At 69.1% G+C, this 16,882-nt stretch carries 13 protein-coding genes and 1 pseudogene; 9 read left to right on the top strand and 5 right to left on the bottom strand.

What is annotated here, in order from left to right; genetic code table 11:
• Window positions 1-17 precede the first annotated feature (17 nt).
• From NM203_RS01465 to NM203_RS01475, 3 genes are all read left to right on the top strand, one after another.
• Window positions 18-1,424: an acyl-CoA synthetase gene (locus NM203_RS01465; protein WP_255057813.1), complete on the top strand. Its 1,407-nt coding sequence runs from the start codon at window positions 18-20 to the stop codon at window positions 1,422-1,424.
• On the top strand, window positions 1,421-1,768 hold the full coding sequence (locus NM203_RS01470; protein WP_255057814.1) for a VOC family protein: 348 nt from the start codon (window positions 1,421-1,423) through the stop codon (window positions 1,766-1,768). The genes NM203_RS01465 and NM203_RS01470 overlap by 4 nt, the downstream gene beginning before the upstream one ends.
• Before the next feature lie 673 nt (window positions 1,769-2,441).
• Window positions 2,442-3,308, top strand: a complete 867-nt coding sequence (locus NM203_RS01475; RefSeq protein ID WP_255057815.1) for a class I SAM-dependent methyltransferase — start codon at window positions 2,442-2,444, stop codon at window positions 3,306-3,308.
• Here NM203_RS01475 and NM203_RS01480 read toward each other — a convergent pair.
• Window positions 3,305-6,400, bottom strand: coding sequence for an Ig-like domain-containing protein (locus NM203_RS01480; RefSeq protein WP_255057816.1), 3,096 nt, complete (start codon window positions 6,398-6,400; stop codon window positions 3,305-3,307). The genes NM203_RS01475 and NM203_RS01480 overlap by 4 nt on opposite strands.
• 333 nt (window positions 6,401-6,733) lie before the next feature.
• Entirely contained in the window at window positions 6,734-7,678 is a 945-nt protein-coding gene (gene dapD, locus NM203_RS01485) for a 2,3,4,5-tetrahydropyridine-2,6-dicarboxylate N-succinyltransferase (RefSeq protein WP_255057817.1), read from the bottom strand.
• 24 nt (window positions 7,679-7,702) lie between these two features.
• Between dapD and dapE the strand changes: the two genes are divergently transcribed.
• Both dapE and NM203_RS01495 read left to right on the top strand, forming a co-directional pair.
• Entirely contained in the window at window positions 7,703-8,803 is a 1,101-nt protein-coding gene (gene dapE / locus NM203_RS01490; protein ID WP_255057818.1) for a succinyl-diaminopimelate desuccinylase, read from the top strand.
• Between the two features lie 95 nt (window positions 8,804-8,898).
• Window positions 8,899-10,515, top strand: coding sequence for an ABC-F family ATP-binding cassette domain-containing protein (locus NM203_RS01495; RefSeq protein WP_255057819.1), 1,617 nt, complete (start codon window positions 8,899-8,901; stop codon window positions 10,513-10,515).
• Here the strand turns inward: NM203_RS01495 and NM203_RS01500 are convergent.
• The 3 genes and pseudogenes from NM203_RS01500 to NM203_RS01510 all read right to left on the bottom strand — a co-directional run.
• Entirely contained in the window at window positions 10,512-10,835 is a 324-nt protein-coding gene (locus NM203_RS01500; protein ID WP_255057820.1) for a type VII secretion target, read from the bottom strand. The two genes, NM203_RS01495 and NM203_RS01500, sit on opposite strands and share 4 nt — an antisense overlap.
• Complete coding sequence (locus NM203_RS01505; RefSeq protein ID WP_255057821.1) at window positions 10,832-11,320, bottom strand: EspA/EspE family type VII secretion system effector; 489 nt, start codon at window positions 11,318-11,320, stop codon at window positions 10,832-10,834. Before NM203_RS01505 ends, NM203_RS01500 begins: the two co-directional genes overlap by 4 nt.
• Window positions 11,317-12,462: pseudogene (locus NM203_RS01510) on the bottom strand (AAA family ATPase); the annotation flags it as partial. The gene NM203_RS01505 and the pseudogene NM203_RS01510, both read right to left, overlap by 4 nt.
• A 101-nt stretch (window positions 12,463-12,563) precedes the next feature.
• Between NM203_RS01510 and NM203_RS01515 the strand changes: the two are divergent.
• From NM203_RS01515 to NM203_RS01530, 4 genes are all read left to right on the top strand, one after another.
• A complete protein-coding gene (locus tag NM203_RS01515) occupies window positions 12,564-13,106 on the top strand; it encodes a cytokinin riboside 5'-monophosphate phosphoribohydrolase (protein WP_255057822.1) in 543 nt (180 codons plus the stop codon).
• 34 nt (window positions 13,107-13,140) lie between these two features.
• Window positions 13,141-14,952 (top strand): long-chain-acyl-CoA synthetase FadD6, encoded by a 1,812-nt coding sequence (fadD6, locus tag NM203_RS01520; protein ID WP_255057823.1) that lies wholly within the window; start codon window positions 13,141-13,143, stop codon window positions 14,950-14,952.
• A 69-nt stretch (window positions 14,953-15,021) separates the two neighbouring features.
• Window positions 15,022-15,897 (top strand): dihydropteroate synthase, encoded by an 876-nt coding sequence (gene folP / locus NM203_RS01525; RefSeq protein WP_255057824.1) that lies wholly within the window; start codon window positions 15,022-15,024, stop codon window positions 15,895-15,897.
• Window positions 15,894-16,844, top strand: a complete 951-nt coding sequence (locus tag NM203_RS01530; RefSeq protein ID WP_255057825.1) for a glucosyl-3-phosphoglycerate synthase — start codon at window positions 15,894-15,896, stop codon at window positions 16,842-16,844. Before folP ends, NM203_RS01530 begins: the two co-directional genes overlap by 4 nt.
• Window positions 16,845-16,882 lie beyond the last annotated feature (38 nt).

The raw sequence follows: 16,882 nt of genomic DNA on the forward strand, positions 1-16,882 counted from the left end.
GCGGTAACGTCGCGACCGTGCTGCTGGCCTCGCTCAACCCCGCTGCGGTCGCCGCCGGCGCCGACCTGTCCGACGCCGTCCGCATCGACGGGACCTCTCTGAGCCGAAGTGACCTCGTCGGTGCCGCCACGTCCGTCGCCGAGCGGATCGGCGGCGCCAGCCTGGTGGCGATCCTGGCCAAGCCCTCCGCGACGACGGTGCTCGCCGTCGCGGGCTGCCTGATCGCCGGGGTGCCGTTCGTGCCGGTGCCCGCCGACGTCGGCGCCGCGGAACGCAGGCACATGCTGACCGACTCGGGCGCGCAGGGCTGGCTGGGGGAGCGGCCCGCCGACGACGACCTGGACGGGTTGCCGCACGTGCCGGTGCGCATACACGCACGATCCTGGCACCGCTACGGCGAACCGCCACCCGATGCGACGGCGATGGTGATGTACACCTCGGGCACCACCGGCCTGCCGAAGGGCGTGGTACTGAGTAGGCGCGCGGTCGCCGCCGACATCGACGCCCTCGCCGCGGCGTGGCAGTGGACCGCGGAAGACACACTGGTGCATGGACTTCCGCTGTTCCACGTGCACGGGCTGGTGCTGGGCCTGCTCGGCTCGCTGCGAATCGGCAACCGATTCGTTCACACCGGCCGCCCGTCCCCGGCCGCGTACGCGGAAGCGGCGGGGTCGCTCTACTTCGGGGTGCCCACCGTCTGGACGCGGGTGGTCGGCGAACCGGACGCCGCGCGTGCCCTGTCATCGGCGCGACTGCTGGTGTCCGGCAGTGCCGCGCTGCCGGTGCCGGTGTTCGACGGCCTGGTGCGGCTGACCGGGCACGCGCCGGTCGAACGGTACGGCGCCACCGAGTCGTTGATCACGGTGAGCACACGCTTCGACGGCGAGCGACGCCCCGGCTGGGTCGGGCTGCCACTCGACGGGGTGTCCACGCGACTCGTCGGCGAGGACGGCGGCGAGGTGCCGCACGACGGGGAAACCATTGGCCGCCTTGAGGTTCGAACGCCGACGATGTTCGACGGCTATCTCAACCGGCCCGACGCGACCGCCGACGCGATGACGCCGGACGGCTTCTACCGCACCGGCGACGTATCGGTGATCGACGCCGGCGGCATGCACCGCATCGTCGGCAGGGAGTCCGTCGACCTGATCAAGTCGGGCGGCTACCGCGTCGGCGCGGGGGAGATCGAGACCGTGCTGCTGGGGCATCAGGGCGTAGCCGAGGTCGCCGTTGTGGGCGTTCCCGACGACGACCTGGGACAGCGCATCGTCGCCTTCGTCGTCGGCGACGCCGAACCGCAGGTGCTGATCGACTTCGTAGCCGACCAACTCTCGGCGCACAAGCGGCCGCGCGAGGTGCGCATCGTGGACGCCCTCCCGCGCAACGCCATGGGCAAGGTGGTCAAGAAGGAGCTGATGACGTGACTCTGGTGTTCGACGAGATCTGCATCGACGCCCACGACATCCACGCCCTCGCCGCCTGGTGGTCGGCGGTGCTCGGCTGGGCCGCCGAGGACACCGCGGACGGCGATGTGCTGCTGTCCGCACCGCCGGGAGCGGGCCCGAACTGGTTGTTCATCCCCGTGGCCGACGACAAGGTCGTCAAGAACCGCATCCACTTCGACTTCCGGCCCGACGATCAGGCCGCCGAGGTCGACCGGGTGCTCGCGCTGGGCGCCCGGCACGTCGACATCGGCCAGGGCGACGAGACGTGGGTCGTGCTCGCCGACCCCGAGGGCAACGAGTTCTGCATCCTCGCCGCCGACTGATCACCGTCATCCTCGGCCCCGGCGCAGGCACACTGGCGGGCACACCGTCTCGGTCCCGGCCAGAACGGAAGAGTGACTCAAGGACGACCTCGACCGGCGAATCGCCACACTCACCAGCCAACTGCATGGGCAGGTCGCCGACGGCATTAGCCCGGAGCGCGCCGTGCCCGACCGTCGATCAGCCTGCATGCACCACATTTCGCCTGATGCGCCTCCGTAGGCGAGATTCTCGCGGCGTTGCCGACACCACGGCGTCGCCGTCGGTAACGCCCCGAGCCGGCCACCGGTCGGCGCGCTGCAGAAGGGGCAAACGGGTGGCGAGTGCCGCCGTTCCCGCGTCATCCGAGGGATCAGCGTGTTCCACGGCGTGTCATGGCTTTCGCCGGGCGTCACGGCGGCCACCCCAGCGAATCGCCGTGCACGACGCAGCGTCGATGGAAGATGGTTGCACTAGCAATATTTCAGTTTGCTACAGGTTCTACTTACTAATTTGCTGAACGAGCGGGAGTTTGCAAAGTTCGAACCTTGACATCTCTCGTTTGTGCTGTTGAAAAGCCTGATATCACTCATCGACGCTGCGGCGCGCGGATGGCTAGCAAGAAGAGTCGTGATTGCTGTAGCTGGAATTCGGGTAGCCAGGTTGTTAACCACAACGGAAAGGCTGGTATCAAGCATGGTGGTAGCGGACAGCGTTGACGCCCGGCGTGCACATCGAGATCTGCTGACCCTCGCGCCTCGGCGACCCGCGTATGCGATGTACAAGCACGTCGGCCGCCTCCGGGTGCACGGATACACCGAGACGCCGACGTTCACCACCCTCCAGGTGCTTGATCGCTGTCAGCGCGACATGGGGCTGAGGGGTCCGGTCACGGAGATTGGCGTTCACCACGGTCAACTGCTGATCGCCATGGCCTTGCTGCAACGACCCGGCGAAGGGGTCGTGGCCGTCGACCTGTTCGACCAACAGGAACTCAACGTGGATCAGTCCGGCAAGGGGGATCTCGCCGAGTTCTCCCGGCACATCGCGCACTGGCTCGACAGTCCGGTCACCGTGGTTCAGGGCGACTCGACCACGCTGAAACCGGGAGTCGTCCCCGAGATGGCCGGTACGCGCATGTTCTCGGTCGATGGCGGACACACGTCGCGGATCGTCGAGTCGGACATGAGACTGGCCGCACGGTCGTTGTGCGACGGCGGCGTGGTCATTGCCGACGACGTGTTCAACCCGCAGTGGCCCGACGTGTGCGTGGGCACCCTGAAGTTCATGGAAGACGCGGACCTCGTGCCATTCGGAATCGGCTTCAACAAGGCGCTTTTCACGCATACCCGGTACGCCGAGATGTACCGCCAGGCGCTGCGGAGCCGTTTCGACGGCTACCGGTTCGCCACCCTCGACAAGTGCTTCGCAGGCCACGACGTCGTCTCGCTGGTCAAGGTGCCGCCACGGCACATGCCGCGCCGAAGCGACGCGCTGCGTCGCTGCTACCACGCCGTGCTGAAGCGAGCCGCGCGCAACGGAGGGCGGATCACCCGCTGCTAGAGCTCTTCGCGCCGGGCCTCCGGGTAGAGGCACCCGAGGTTCGCACTGCCCGCTCCGCGCTGCCAGGGCATCCAGGTGTCCCAGCAGGCGCCGATCGCGGAGGAAGCGGCTACGGCGATGCCGTAGCTGGCGTCGGTACCGGGACCGTCGGGGGTAACGGAGATGAAGGCCGTCGCGCTGTCGCCGAATTGTCCTCCGTCGAGGGCGAATTGGAAACTGTCCTCGCCGACGAAACCCTGGTTCGGCGTGTAGGTGAACGACCCGTCGAGGTTGATCGTCACCGTGCCGTTCCGCGGCTTCACGTAGAGCCGCGCCTTCCCGAATTCCGCGTACTGGGTGTTCGACAGCAGGCCGAGCGCTGCGGACATCGTGATCGTCTTGTTCCTGCCGACGGTGTACTTCTTGTCCAGTTCGACGGGCGTGGGGTCGTACACGCTCACCGCCACCGTCGCGGTGGCCGTGTTCCCGGCGCCGTCGGTGATGGAGTAGCTGAACTCCACGTACCCCTCGAAGCCCTCGGTGGGCGTGAAGCGGATGGTTCCGTCCTTCTGAGCGGTGGCCACGCCGCCGTACTCGGGTTGGGACACCACGCGCACCGTCAGCGGACCGTCTTCGGAGTCGTAGTCGTTCTTCAACACGTCGATGTCGACCGCGTCGCCGCGGGGCGTCGAGGCGTAGTCGTCATTCGCGTACGGTTCCTGGTCGACGGTGATCGTCACCCAGGCGCTGCTGGTGCGGCCGAGCGTATCGGTCACGGTGTACTCGAACCCGTCGCGCCTGGACTCCTCGTTCGGGGTGTAGACGAACGTGCCCGTCTTCTCGTCGAAGCGGACCGTGCCGTCGTAGGGCTGCGATGTGACGACGACGCTGGCGCCCTTGGGGATCCGGTCGTTGCCGAGCGCGTCGATGACGACCTTCTCGCCCGCGCGAACGATGACCCGGTCGTCGGCCGTGACGGGGGCTGTCGAGGGGAGCACCGTGACGGTGACGGTTTCGGTGCGCTCGCTCCACCCGTTGGAGACGGTGTAGGTGAAGGTGTCGATGCCGGTGAAGTCCGGATCGGCGGTGTACTCGATGCCGCTCTCGGTGACGTTGATGACTCCTTGGCTGACGTCGACCGAAACGATGTACAGGCCTTCGTCGTTCGGATCGGTGTCGTTGGCCAGCACGTCGATGACGACGGTCTCACCGGCCTCCACGGTCGCGGAGTCCGGCGCCGACAGGGGCGGTTTGCCGATGGCCGCGACGATCAAGCGCACCGAAGCGGTCCCGGTGGAGGCGCCGTCGGAGACGGTGTAGGTGAATTCGAACGTGCCGGAGACACCGGGTTCGGGTGTGTAGCTGAACGTTCCGTCCGTCGCCATCACCAGCGTGCCCCGTGACGGCTTCGTGTAGTCGACGACGGTGATCGGATCCCGGTCCGAGTCGACGTCGTTGGCCAGCACGTTGCCGGAGTACACGGAGTCGTCGCCGATGTAGACGTCGTCGCGTGTCACGATGGGGCCGTTCGTGACCACCACGGTGATGGTGGCGCTGGCGGTCAGGCCGGAGGGATCGGTGACCGTGTAGCCGACGGTGTCCTCCCCGACGAAGCCGGAGCGCGGGGTGAACGTCACCGTGCCGTCCGGAGCCACGCTGAACGATCCGCTGGACGTCGTTCGGTCGAGCGTGAACGTCAGCGGGTCGCCATCGGGATCGTTGAAGGCGCCGGCGAACGAGACGGGTACGCCGTGGTGGGTCGTGACGATCGCATCGACGGCGACGGGCGCGTGGTTGATCGGTTCGATCGTGACGGTGACGGTGTAGGTGGAGGTGGAGAAGCCGTCCGTCACGTCGTAGCGGAATGCATCCGCCCCGGAGACGCCGGGGTCGGGGGTGTAGGTGAAGCTGCCGTCGGGATCGACCGTCACGGTCCCCCTCGACGGCCCCGCGGCCAGCGAGTAGGTGACCTCTTCGCCGTCGGCATCGGTCGCAGACGGCAACGACCCTGTGCGGGAACCGTTCTCGCTGACGGTGACGCTCGCGTCGGCGGCCACCGGTGCGTTGTTGACCATGGTCACCGTGACGAAGACGGTGTAGTCCGCCCGGCCGCCCAATGGGTCGGTGACGCTGAACACGAACGAATCCCGACCGAAGTAGCCCGCGGCGGGCGTGTAGGTGTACTCCCCGCCGGGATCGACGACGACCGTCCCGTTCGTGGGCGGCGACTGGAGGGTGTAGGTGACCGGGTCCCCGTCGGCATCGGTCGCGGGCGGCAACGTGCCCGAGTGCGAGGTGTTCTCGTCCATGACCACGTTCTGGATGTCCGCGACGGGTGGGGTGTTGGAGGAGGTCTGATCGGATTCCCGCCGGGTCCACGCCAGCACCGCCCACAGCAGCGGTGACGCGGCAGGTGCACCGGGTCCCGGCAGAACGAACGGGGCGACCGCGGCGGCGAGCATCGTCGCGACCACCGACGGGGGCGCGGGTTCCGGCGCCGCGACGTCGGCTGCCTCGACGGGCTCGGCGAACATCGGGGTGGTCGAATCAATCTGTTGGGCAACGGGTTCCAACGAGTGAGGCTGCGCCGGCTCGGTATCGGGCACGGTGGCGACGGGCGCGTCGGCGGTGGCGGGGCGCGGCGTCGCCGTCTGCTGAGGGGTCGGGGGTGAATCGTTCCGTCGCGCCGGCGGTTCGGCGCTCTCGGGTTCGGGCTCCAGCTGAGATTCGGGCGCGGGTGCGGGTGCGGGTTCGGGTTCGGCGGTGGTCGATCCCGAGCCGGACGTGTGGGCACCACCGCTGCTGCTGACGTTCATCTCGGGAACGCTCGGAGCGGATGACGTGCCGCCGGTCGGCGCGGAGTCCGACGTTCCCGTCGCCGTCGCCGTGGGGTCGGGGTCGGAGGCCGCGGTGGGCGAGTCGGCCGACGACGACTCCGAGGAGGCTCCCGAGGCGGACGAGTCCGAGCCGTCGTCCGCACGCGCCACCCCCGCGCCCTGGCCGGCAGCCACCGCGGCGCCCACGCCGAGTGCGACCGCGAGTGCGCCGATGCGGCCGATGTAGCGGGCGGCGCCGCCACTGCGGGGTGCGTGGGTTCCTGCTCGAGCGTCCATGGCTTCGTGCCTCTCCGACCGGGTGTCGAGCGGAACTTACGTGGTCGTCAAAACAGTTCGCTAGCAAATTCAGAAAGTTTTACTTCGCAAGTAGTCGAGGTGGCGGCTGTCGGTGACGCGATGATCAGTCGGCGAGTGTTGCCAGCGTTGCGCGGCTGTTCATTCGGCAAAGTACGCTGCGTACACCGCATGACGCCGATGGCAACCCTTGTGCTGGTCTTTGCGTCGTGCGGTCGCACCGCAGCCGTGAGGACTGCAACGAGGATCGGCACGTTTGGAACTTGTCGGAGCTAACCGGTTTGCTGGCTTATGTCGCTCACTGCCATTTGCCGGTCAGTTCGCGTGCAAGGCCTCGTTGAGGGTGATGCCCGTGCCGTCGCGCTTGACCACCTCGACGGCACCCGACAGCGAGTTCCGCCGGAATAGCAGATTGCTCGCGCCGGACAGCTCGACGGCCCTGATCGTCTCGCCGTCGGCGGTGGTGACCTTCGTCCCGCCGGTGACGTACAGGCCCGCCTCGATCACGCAGTCGTCGCCGAGCGAGATACCCAGGCCGGAGTTCGCGCCGAGCAGGCAGCGCCTGCCGACTTTGATGATCTCCTTGCCGCCGCCGGACAGCGTGCCCATGATCGACGCGCCCCCACCGACATCGGAGCCGTCGCCGACGACGACGCCCGCGGAGATGCGGCCCTCGACCATCGACGTGCCCAGCGTGCCCGCGTTGAAGTTCACGAAGCCCTCGTGCATCACCGTGGTGCCCTCGGCCAGGTGCGCCCCGAGCCGAACCCGGTCGGCGTCGGCGATCCGGACGCCCTTCGGCAGCACGTAGTCGACCATGCGCGGGAACTTGTCGACGCCGTACACCGCGACCGGGCCCTGCCGACGCAGCCGGGCGCGGGTCAGTTCGAAATCGTCGATCGCGCACGGACCGCGGCTGGTCCACACCACGTTGGCCAGATGCCCGAAGATGCCGTCGAGGTTGGCACCGTGCGGCTGGACGAGGCGATGCGACAGCAGGTGCAGCCGCAGGTAGGCGTCGTACGCGTCGAGCGGCTTGTCGTCCAGCGAGGCGATCGTGGTGCGCACCAGGACGACGTCGACGTCGCGGGCCTCGTCGCGGGCCTCGAGTTCGGCGAGTTCGGCCCCCACCTCCGCGGTCGAGAGCTTGACCGTGCCGGACTCGCCGTCGCTGGAGAGTTCGGGCTCGGGGAACCACGTGTCGAGAATCGTTCCGTCGGCCGCGATGGTCGCCACGCCGACGCCTGATGCGCTAGTCACGCCGCCAAGACTAACGTCAGGCGCGTGGCTTCATCGTCTGCTCTTCGCGCAAGCGGCTCATCGTTGGACCTGCGCTCTGATCCCATCGCTCTGACCGCCGCCCTGGTCGACATCCCCAGCGAGTCACGGCACGAGCAGCGCATCGCCGACGAGATCGAGGCCGCGCTGCGCGCGCAGGCCCCGCATTTCGAGGTCGTCCGGTTTCGCGACTCGGTGCTCGCCCGCACCGATCTGGGCAGGCCGTCGCGGGTGCTGCTCGCCGGGCACACCGACACCGTGCCCGCCGCGGACAACGTGCCGAGCCGACTCGAGGGCGGCGTGCTGCACGGCTGCGGCACCTCCGACATGAAGTCGGGCGACGCCGTCTTCCTGCATCTGGCCGCCACCGTCGCCGATCCCGCGCACGACATCACGCTGGTGATGTACGACTGCGAGGAGATCGAATCCTCCGCCAACGGGCTGGGCCACATCGAGCGCGAGCTGCCCGACTGGCTGCGCGCGGACGTCGCGATCCTCGGCGAACCGTCCGGCGGGTACATCGAAGCCGGCTGCCAGGGCACCATCCGCGTCGTGGCACGGGCGGCGGGCACCAGAGCGCATTCCGCGCGATCCTGGCTGGGCGACAACGCGATTCACAAACTCGGCGCCGTGCTGGCCCGGCTGTCGGCGTACCAGCCGCGCAACGTCGACATCGACGGCTGCGTCTACCGCGAGGGGCTCTCCGCGGTGCGCATCGACGGTGGTATCGCGGGCAACGTCATTCCGGACGCCGCGTCGGTCACCGTCAACTTCCGGTTCGCCCCCGATCGAAGCGTCGACGACGCTATCGCCCACGTCCGCGAGGTCCTCGCCGGGCTCGACGTCGAACTCGAGGTGACCGACTCCGCCGCAGGCGCACTGCCGGGGCTGACGAAGCCCGCCGCCGCGGCGCTGGTGGCCGCTGCCGGGGGCCACGTCCGCGCGAAGTACGGATGGACCGATGTGGCGCGCTTCGCAGCGCTCGGCATCCCGGCCGTCAACTACGGCCCCGGTGATCCGAACCTCGCGCACCGCTCCGACGAGCACGTCGAGACCGCGCAGATCACCGCGACCGCGGAGACGCTCCGGAAATATCTGGTTGCGTAGCCCGGTAACCTCGTACACGTGCTGGGAGACGACTACTCCGGGTGAACCGGAGCACCGACCGCTAGTCGTCCCTTCCCCTTTCGAAGGACCCAGTCATGTCTTCCATCGTCGTATCGGCGCTGTCCTACTCCTGGCCCGATGACACTCCGCTGTTCACCGACCTGAGCTTCGCCGTCCCCGAGGGACGCACCGGCCTCGTCGCGTCCAACGGCGCGGGCAAGAGCACGCTGCTGCGCCTCATCGCCGGCGAGTTCCGCCCGACGGCGGGCACCGTCACCGTCGACGGCGTGCTCGGCTATCTACCTCAGACGCTGCCGTTCCTCACCGATGGCGCCACCGTCGCCGACGTTCTCGGAATTGCGCCGGTCGTCGCCGCACTGAACGCGCTCGCCGCAGGCGATGCGTCGGATGAGGTCTTCACGGCGATCGGCGAGGACTGGGACGTCGAGGAGCGGTCTCGTGCTCAACTCGGCAGGCTCGGGCTCGGCGACATCGCGCTGGACCGACCCCTCGACACGCTCAGCGGTGGCGAGGTCATCACCGTCGGCGTGGCCGCCCGCCTGCTGGCCCGGCCGGATGTGCTGCTGCTCGACGAGCCGACCAACAACCTCGACCTCGCGGCCCGGCACCGGCTCTACGACGCCCTCGACGACTTCGGCGGCACGCTGCTGGTGGTCAGCCACGACCGCGCGCTACTGGATCGGATGGATCGCATCGCAGAGCTGCGGAGCAGCGAAATCGCCTATTTCGGGGGCAGTTTCACCGCGTACTCCGAAGCGCTCGACGCCGCGCAGGCGGCAGCCGAAGCCGATGTGCGCAACGCCGAGCAGTTCCTGAAACGGGAGAAGCGGCAGATGCAGGAGGCGCGCGAGCGAGCAGCCAGGCGGTCGAGCACCGCAGCCCGCAACGTCAAGGACGCCGGACTGCCGAAGATCGTGGCGGGCAAGCTGAAGCGCGACGCGCAGGAGTCGGCGGCACGGGCGGATGACGTGCACGCCAAGCGGGTCGACGAGGCCAGGGTGCGCCTCGATCAGGCTGAGCGCTCGGTCCGCGATGACGATGCCCTGGTCCTGGACCTGCCCGACACCGAGGTGCCTGCGGGCCGCACCGTGGTCGCCGCGCGCGGCGTCAACGTGCGGCGCGGCGATCGAATGCTGTTCTCGGACAACGGTGTCGACGTCGACATCCGCGGGCCCGAACGCATCGCGCTGACGGGGTCCAACGGCGCGGGGAAGTCGACTCTGCTGAAACTGCTCAGCGGCGACCTCCTGGCCGACGAGGGGCAGGTGCAACGCGCCGACGGCCGAATCGCCTACCTGTCGCAGCGGCTCGATCTGCTGGACCCGGATGCGACCGTGGCCGAGAGTCTGGCGGCGGCAGCGCCCGGACTGAGCCACACCCGCCGGATGCATCTGTTGGCGCAGTTCCTGTTTCGCGGTGATCGCATCCAGTTGCCGGTGGCGGCCCTATCGGGCGGCGAGCGGCTGCGGGTCACGCTGATGTGCGTGCTGTTCGCCCAGCCCGCGCCGCAACTGCTGCTGCTCGACGAGCCCACCAACAACCTCGACCTGGTCAGCGTCGGGCAACTCGAGTCCGCGCTGAACGCCTATCGCGGGGCACTGGTGGTGGTGAGCCACGACGAGCGGTTCCTCGACGCGATCACCGTGCAACGCAGGATGACGTTGGCCGAGGGGAGGCTTTTGCCGACCTAGCGCTCGTCGTCGAGGCCGGCCTCGCGCAGCGCCGCCGCTTCGGCGTCGTCGCCGCGTTCGTACTCCCGCGCGGCGGCGGTGAGGCGCTCGGCCAGCTCGGAGCTGGTGCGGGACAGCGTGTTCAGCAGGTCGGCGCGCACGGCGAGGATCTCGCGGAACGGGTTTCTCGCGGGCTCGGCGATGGGCCCGTACCGCTGCTCGAAGCCCGCGATCTCGGACGCCGAGACACCGATGGCGGCGTCGAGTGCGGACGCCACGTCGGACTGCACGCGCGCCAGGTTGCGCACTCCGTCCGGGTCGACGTGCAACGGATCGGTCATGACCCGCTCACCGCCCGGTACTCCGCGACCAGGGTTCTCATCCCGGCGGCCAGATCGGTGATCGACGCGTGCGATCGGATGATGATCTCGACGAGCCGGTCGACCGCCTGGCCGACCACGGGAGCCAGCACGTCGTCGGGTTCGACCTCCTCGGGCAGTCCGTCGGCCACGTCGACGACCCACTGGCGCAACTCGTCGAGCTGTTCGCGGCCTGCGGACACCACCGCCGCCAACTCGTCGAGGTGAACGGTCATCCGCCGGTCGAGATCAGCGAGAGCCGTAAACGACTGTGCGTGTGCCGAATTCAGCGTGTGGTAGGCATCCGCGGCGCCGCCGCCCCACATGTCGCCGGGGCGGGCACCCGTCACCTCCGACTGCAGTCGGCTTACCTCGTCGCCGGGAAATCCGCCCCCGAGCGAACGGTCGTCACCGAAGGTGGCCCGCGCTTTCGACCACGTCGACAGGAACGCCTCGACCAGGCTCATCCGCGCGCCTCGGCCGCCTGCCGCGCGGCATCGGCGGCCACTCCCTTCATCCCGATTCCGGCGAACGCCGCCGACGCCGCGTCGAGCCCGTCGGCGTCGCCCGCGGTGAACGCCCGCGCGTAGGTCAGGGCGAGGCGGCCGACGGCACTGTCATCACCCAATCTCTCCAGGAACTCCGCCGCCCGCAGGTCACCGAGCCGGACGGCGTCCAGCAGCGCCCGCACCGCGACGGCCGACTGCCCGCCGCGCTCGGCGGCCTTCGCGGCGTCGCGTGCGGCGCTGATCGCGCCGGGCCCGTCCATGCGCGCCGCCGCCGTCCACGCCTTCGCCAGCCCGAGTTCGGGGGCGAACAGCATCGACTTCAGACCATGCTTCGACTCGGCGCGCGCCAGCATCCGGCCCGCGTCGGACAACCGGCCCGCCTGCGCCAGGGCCTGCGCCAGCAGCATCCACGCCAACGGTCCCCATGAGTAACCGGTCGGGGCGAGCGCGGTCGCCGCCTCCTCTAGCAGCGCGACGGCCGCCGCCGCATCGCCACGGGCGATCAGCACGTCGGCGACGAGAAGCCGGCCGATCGCGTGCCCCGGCTGGGCGCCCCGTGCGGCGTCGACCAACTCGTCGGCCAGCGCCTGCGCGCGATCCAACTCGCCCGACATCACCAGTGCCGTCGTCTGCCCGAAGCCGGAGGTGAACCTCAGCAGCCCCGGATGACCCGCGGCGATCGCCCGGTCCGCGAGCGCGTCGACGTCGGCGAACGCGCCCATCCGGGCGTTGCACAGCGCGGCCGCCGCGGCCGCCCACCCGACGGCCTGCGCGTCGGCGTCCGCGGAGTCGAGCACCTCCCGCGCGATGCCCATCGCCCGCTGCGGGCTGCCCGCGTTCATCGCGAACGTCCCGAGCAGCGCGTCGACGGTCGCCACCGCGGGACCCGACGACACCCGGCCCCGCGTCGTCTTGAGGAAGGCGGTGGCGCGCTCGGGCTCGTTGAGCATCCAGAACTGGTTGGCCGCGCGCGGGAGGGCCCACGCCATCAACTCGGCCTCGGTCAACGATTCGGGGTCGACGCCGGCGAGCACCTCCGCGGCCGCCCGGCCCTGACCCTGCCACGCCAGGTCCTGCGCCGTCGCGAGCTTGTCTTCCAGCGAATCGGGCACCGCCGCAGTGTATTGGGTGCGCCCTCCGGGCTGGGTGGAATGCTCCTCGCGCAAGCGCTCGTCGACCCGCTAGCCGGTACGTTTCACGCGTGGCTCACTCAGTCTGCGTCTACTGCGCATCCGGTCCCCGACATCCCGACTTGCTCGCCCTCGCCACGGAACTCGGCGCGGCCATCGGGAAGCGCGGCTGGACGCTGGTGTCGGGCGGCGGCAACGTGTCGGCCATGGGCGCGGTCGCCGAGTCGGCGCGAGCCCACGGCGCACACACCGTCGGTGTGATCCCCAAGGCGCTGGTGCACCGGGAGGTCGCCGACGTCGACGCCGCGGAACTCGTCGTCACCGACACGATGCGGGAACGCAAGCAGGTCATGGAGGACCGCGCCGACGCGTTCATCTCACTGCCGGGGGGCATCGGCACGCTCGAGGAGTTCTTCGAGGCGTGGACCGCGGGCGTACTCGGGATGCACGACAAGCCGCTGGTGCTGCTCGATCCGCTCGGCCACTACGACGGACTGCTGACGTGGCTACACGGCCTGGTCGACACGGGCTACGTCTCACCGGGCGCCATGGACCGACTGATCGTCGTCAGCGACGTCGGTGCGGCGCTCGACGCATGTGCCCCCGACCAGTGAGGCCGATCACTACCGCCCAGTAAGGTTGGCGAACATGAGCGACCAGAACTCGAGCACCCGCAGCAGCGTCGGACTGCTGGACATCGTGCCCAGACTGCCGGGACTGCTGAAGGACGCGCCCGCGATCGTGAAGGGCGTCGCCACCGGGTTCATGGCGCGCCCGACGGCGAAGACGTCGATCGGCAAGGTCTTTCAGGACCGCGCCGAGAAGTACGCCGACAGCGACTTCATCAAGTTCGGCGACGAGCGGATCAGCTACCGGCAGGCCAACGAGACCGTGAACCGGTACGCGGCGGTGCTCGCGTCGAAGGGTGTCGGGCACGGCGACGTCGTCGGAGCGATGCTGCGCAACTCGCCGGACGCGGTGCTGCTGATGCTGGCGATCGTCAAGTGCGGCGCGATCGCCGGGATGCTCAACTACCACCAGCGCGGCAAAGTGCTGGAGCACAGCATCGGGCTGCTGAAGGCCACCGCCGTCGTCGCCGAGACCGACCTCGTCGAACCGATCACCGAGAGCGGCGCCGACACCACGGGGCTGATGACGCTCGACGAGCTCAAGCAACTCGCCGCCTCCGCGCCCACCACGAATCCGGCCGCCACGGCCGCGGTGCTCGCCAAGGACAAGGCCTTCTACATCTTCACGTCGGGCACCACCGGCATGCCGAAGGCCAGCGTCATGACGCACTACCGCTGGCTGCGCGCGCTCGGCGGCTTCGGCGGGCTGGGGATGCGGCTGTCCAGTAGCGACACGCTGTACTGCTGCCTGCCGCTCTATCACAACAACGCGCTGACGGTCGCGACGTCGTCGGTGCTCAACGCGGGCGCGACGCTGGCGCTGGGCAAGTCGTTCTCGGCGTCGAAGTTCTGGGACGACGTCATCTCCTACGACGCGACGGCGTTCGTCTACATCGGCGAGGTGTGCGCCTACCTGCTGAACCAGCCGCCCAAGCCGACCGACCGGCAGCACCGCGTCCGGGTCATCTGCGGCAACGGGTTGCGCCCGGCGATCTGGGACGACTTCACGAAGCGCTTCGGCATCGCGCGGGTGTGCGAGTTCTACGCCGCGAGCGAGGGCAACACAGCGTTCATGAACGTGTTCAACGTCGACAAGACCACCGGCATCTGCCCGACGCCCATCGCGTTCGTCGAGTACGACGACGAGTCGGGTGAGCCGCTCCGCGACGACCAGGGCCGCGTGCGCAAGGTGAAGACCGGCCAACCGGGGCTGCTGCTGAGCAAGGTCAGCAACTTCCAGCCGTTCGACGGCTACACCGACAAGGACGCCACCGAGAAGAAGCTGGTGCGCGATGCGTTCAAGGACGGGGACGTCTGGTTCAACACCGGCGACCTGATGCGCTCGCAGGGCTTCGGCCACGCCGCGTTCACCGACCGGCTCGGTGACACGTTCCGCTGGAAGGGCGAGAACGTCGCCACCACCGAGGTCGAGGCCGCGGTGTCGCTCGACCCTCAGGTCGAGGAGTGCACGGTCTACGGCGTCGAGGTCCCCGGTGCCGGCGGCAAGGCGGGCATGGTCGCCATCCAGCTGAAGGACGGTGAGGAGTTCGACGGCAAGGCCCTGGCCAAGGCGGCGTACGAGCACCTGCCGGGATACGCCGTCCCGCTGTTCGTCCGCGTCACCGGTGAACTCGCGCACACGTCGACGTTCAAGAGCCAGAAGGTCGACCTTCGCAAGGAGGGCTACGGCGGCACCACCGGCGAGGGTGATGAGGACGCCGGGACGATCGAGGACCCGATCTACGTGCTCGCCGGTCGCTCCGAGGGCTACGTCGAGTACTACGACGACTACCCGCAGGAGGTCGTCGACGGAAAGCGCCCCGCCAAGTGATTTCGGCGTGATTCCGTTCGCTTAGCGACGGTTTTCACGCCGAAATCGCACGCAGCTAGCCTGGGTGGCGTGTCCTCCACGTTTCTCGGCCGACCGGTGGCCGGCGATCGCGCGCTGATCATGGCGATCGTCAACCGGACGCCGGACTCGTTCTACGACCGCGGCGCCACCTTCACCGACGAGGCCGCCAAGGACGCCGTCCACCGCGTGGTGGCCGAGGGAGCCGACGTCGTCGACATCGGCGGCGTGAAGGCGGGCCCCGGCAGCGTCGTCGACGCCGACGAGGAGGTCGCCCGCGTCGTGCCGTTCATCGAATGGCTGCGCGGCGCCTACCCCGACCAGCTGATCAGCGTCGACACCTGGCGAGCGTCGGTGGCGAAACAGGCGTGCGCCGCAGGTGCCGACCTGATCAACGACACCTGGGGCGGCCACGATCGGGAACTACCCGACGTCGCCGCCGAGTTCGGTGCCGGGCTGGTCTGCTCGCACACCGGCGGCGCGATACCGCGGACCCGACCGTTCCGGGTCAACTACGGACTCTCCGAGCGGGGCGTGGTCGAGGATGTGATCGCCGAGGTGACGGCGGCCGCTGAACGCGCAGCGGCAAACGGCGTCGCCCGTGATCGGATCTTGATCGACCCGACCCATGACTTCGGTAAGAACACTCGTCATGGTCTTAGTTTGTTGCGCCACGTAAAAGATCTTGTTAATACCGGATGGCCTGTCCTGATGGCGCTGAGCAACAAGGATTTCGTCGGGGAGACTCTGGGTGTGGAACTCACCGAGCGCCTGGAGGGCACCCTGGCGGCGACGGCACTCGCCGCCGCCGAGGGGGCCCGGATGTTTCGGGTGCACGAGGTGGGGCCCACTCGGCGCGTGCTCGAGATGGTCGCGTCGATCCAGGGTGTGCGTGCACCGTCGAGGACCGTAAGGGGACTGGCATGAGTCTTGTACCGGAACTATCGGCAGCCGACGGCGTAGCGGAACATCCGTGGATGTTCGATCACAGCTTCGGGCGACCGGAGTGGACGGTCGAGGAACTGGTCGCCGCGAAAGCCGGCCGGACGGTCTCGGTCGTGCTGCCCGCGCTGAACGAGGAGGAGACGGTCGCCTCGGTCGTCGAGACCATCACCCCGCTGCTCGGCGGACTGGTCGACGAACTCATCGTGCTCGACTCGGGATCGACCGACGACACCGAGATCCGGGCCGTCGCCGCCGGCGCCAGGGTCGTGAGCCGCGAGCAGGCCCTGCCCGAGATCGAACCCCAGCCCGGCAAGGGCGAGGTGCTGTGGCGCTCGCTGGCCGCGACCACCGGCGACCTGATCGTCTTCGTCGACTCGGACCTGATCGACCCCGACCCGATGTTCGTGCCCAAGTTGCTCGGCCCGCTGCTCACGGTCGACGGAGTGCATCTCGTCAAGGGCTTCTACCGCCGCCCGCTGAAGGTCAGCGGCAGCGAGGACGCCAACGGGGGCGGGCGTGTCACCGAGTTGGTCGCCAGGCCTCTGCTCGCCGCGTTGCGCCCGGAGCTGACGTGCCTGCTGCAACCGCTCGGCGGCGAGTACGCGGGCACCCGCGAACTCCTGACGGCGGTGCCCTTCGCGCCGGCGTACGGCGTCGAGATCGGGCTGTTGATCGACACCTACGACCGCCTCGGCCTGGACGCCATCGCGCAGGTGAACCTCGGCGTGCGGACTCACCGCAACCGCCCGCTGACGGAGCTGGCGTCGATGAGCCGACAGGTCATCGCGACGCTGCTGTCTCGCTGCGGAATCCCCGACTCCGGGGTGGGGCTCACGCAGTTCTTCGCCGACGGCGACGACTACACCGCCCGGTCGTCGACGGTGTCGCTGGCCGACCGGCCACCGATGAACACCCTGCGCCCGCGCTGAGGGCACCGTCGGGCTGTCGGGCCGTTAGGGCAGTATCG

This window comes from Mycolicibacterium arenosum (assembly GCF_024320865.1).
Classification (GTDB): domain Bacteria; phylum Actinomycetota; class Actinomycetes; order Mycobacteriales; family Mycobacteriaceae; genus Mycobacterium; species Mycobacterium arenosum.

Bases quoted from the DNA above. Each gene is read 5' to 3' on its own strand.
- NM203_RS01500 (WP_255057820.1), bottom strand. From the start codon at position 10,835: ATGACCGATCCGTTGCACGTCGACCCGGACGGAGTGCGCAACCTGGCG.
- NM203_RS01495 (WP_255057819.1), top strand. From the start codon at position 8,899: ATGTCTTCCATCGTCGTATCGGCGCTGTCCTACTCCTGGCCCGATGAC.
- NM203_RS01530 (WP_255057825.1), top strand. From the start codon at position 15,894: ATGAGTCTTGTACCGGAACTATCGGCAGCCGACGGCGTAGCGGAACAT.
- NM203_RS01475 (WP_255057815.1), top strand. From the start codon at position 2,442: ATGGTGGTAGCGGACAGCGTTGACGCCCGGCGTGCACATCGAGATCTG.
- NM203_RS01505 (WP_255057821.1), bottom strand. From the start codon at position 11,320: ATGAGCCTGGTCGAGGCGTTCCTGTCGACGTGGTCGAAAGCGCGGGCC.
- fadD6 (WP_255057823.1), top strand. From the start codon at position 13,141: ATGAGCGACCAGAACTCGAGCACCCGCAGCAGCGTCGGACTGCTGGAC.
- NM203_RS01480 (WP_255057816.1), bottom strand. From the start codon at position 6,400: ATGGACGCTCGAGCAGGAACCCACGCACCCCGCAGTGGCGGCGCCGCC.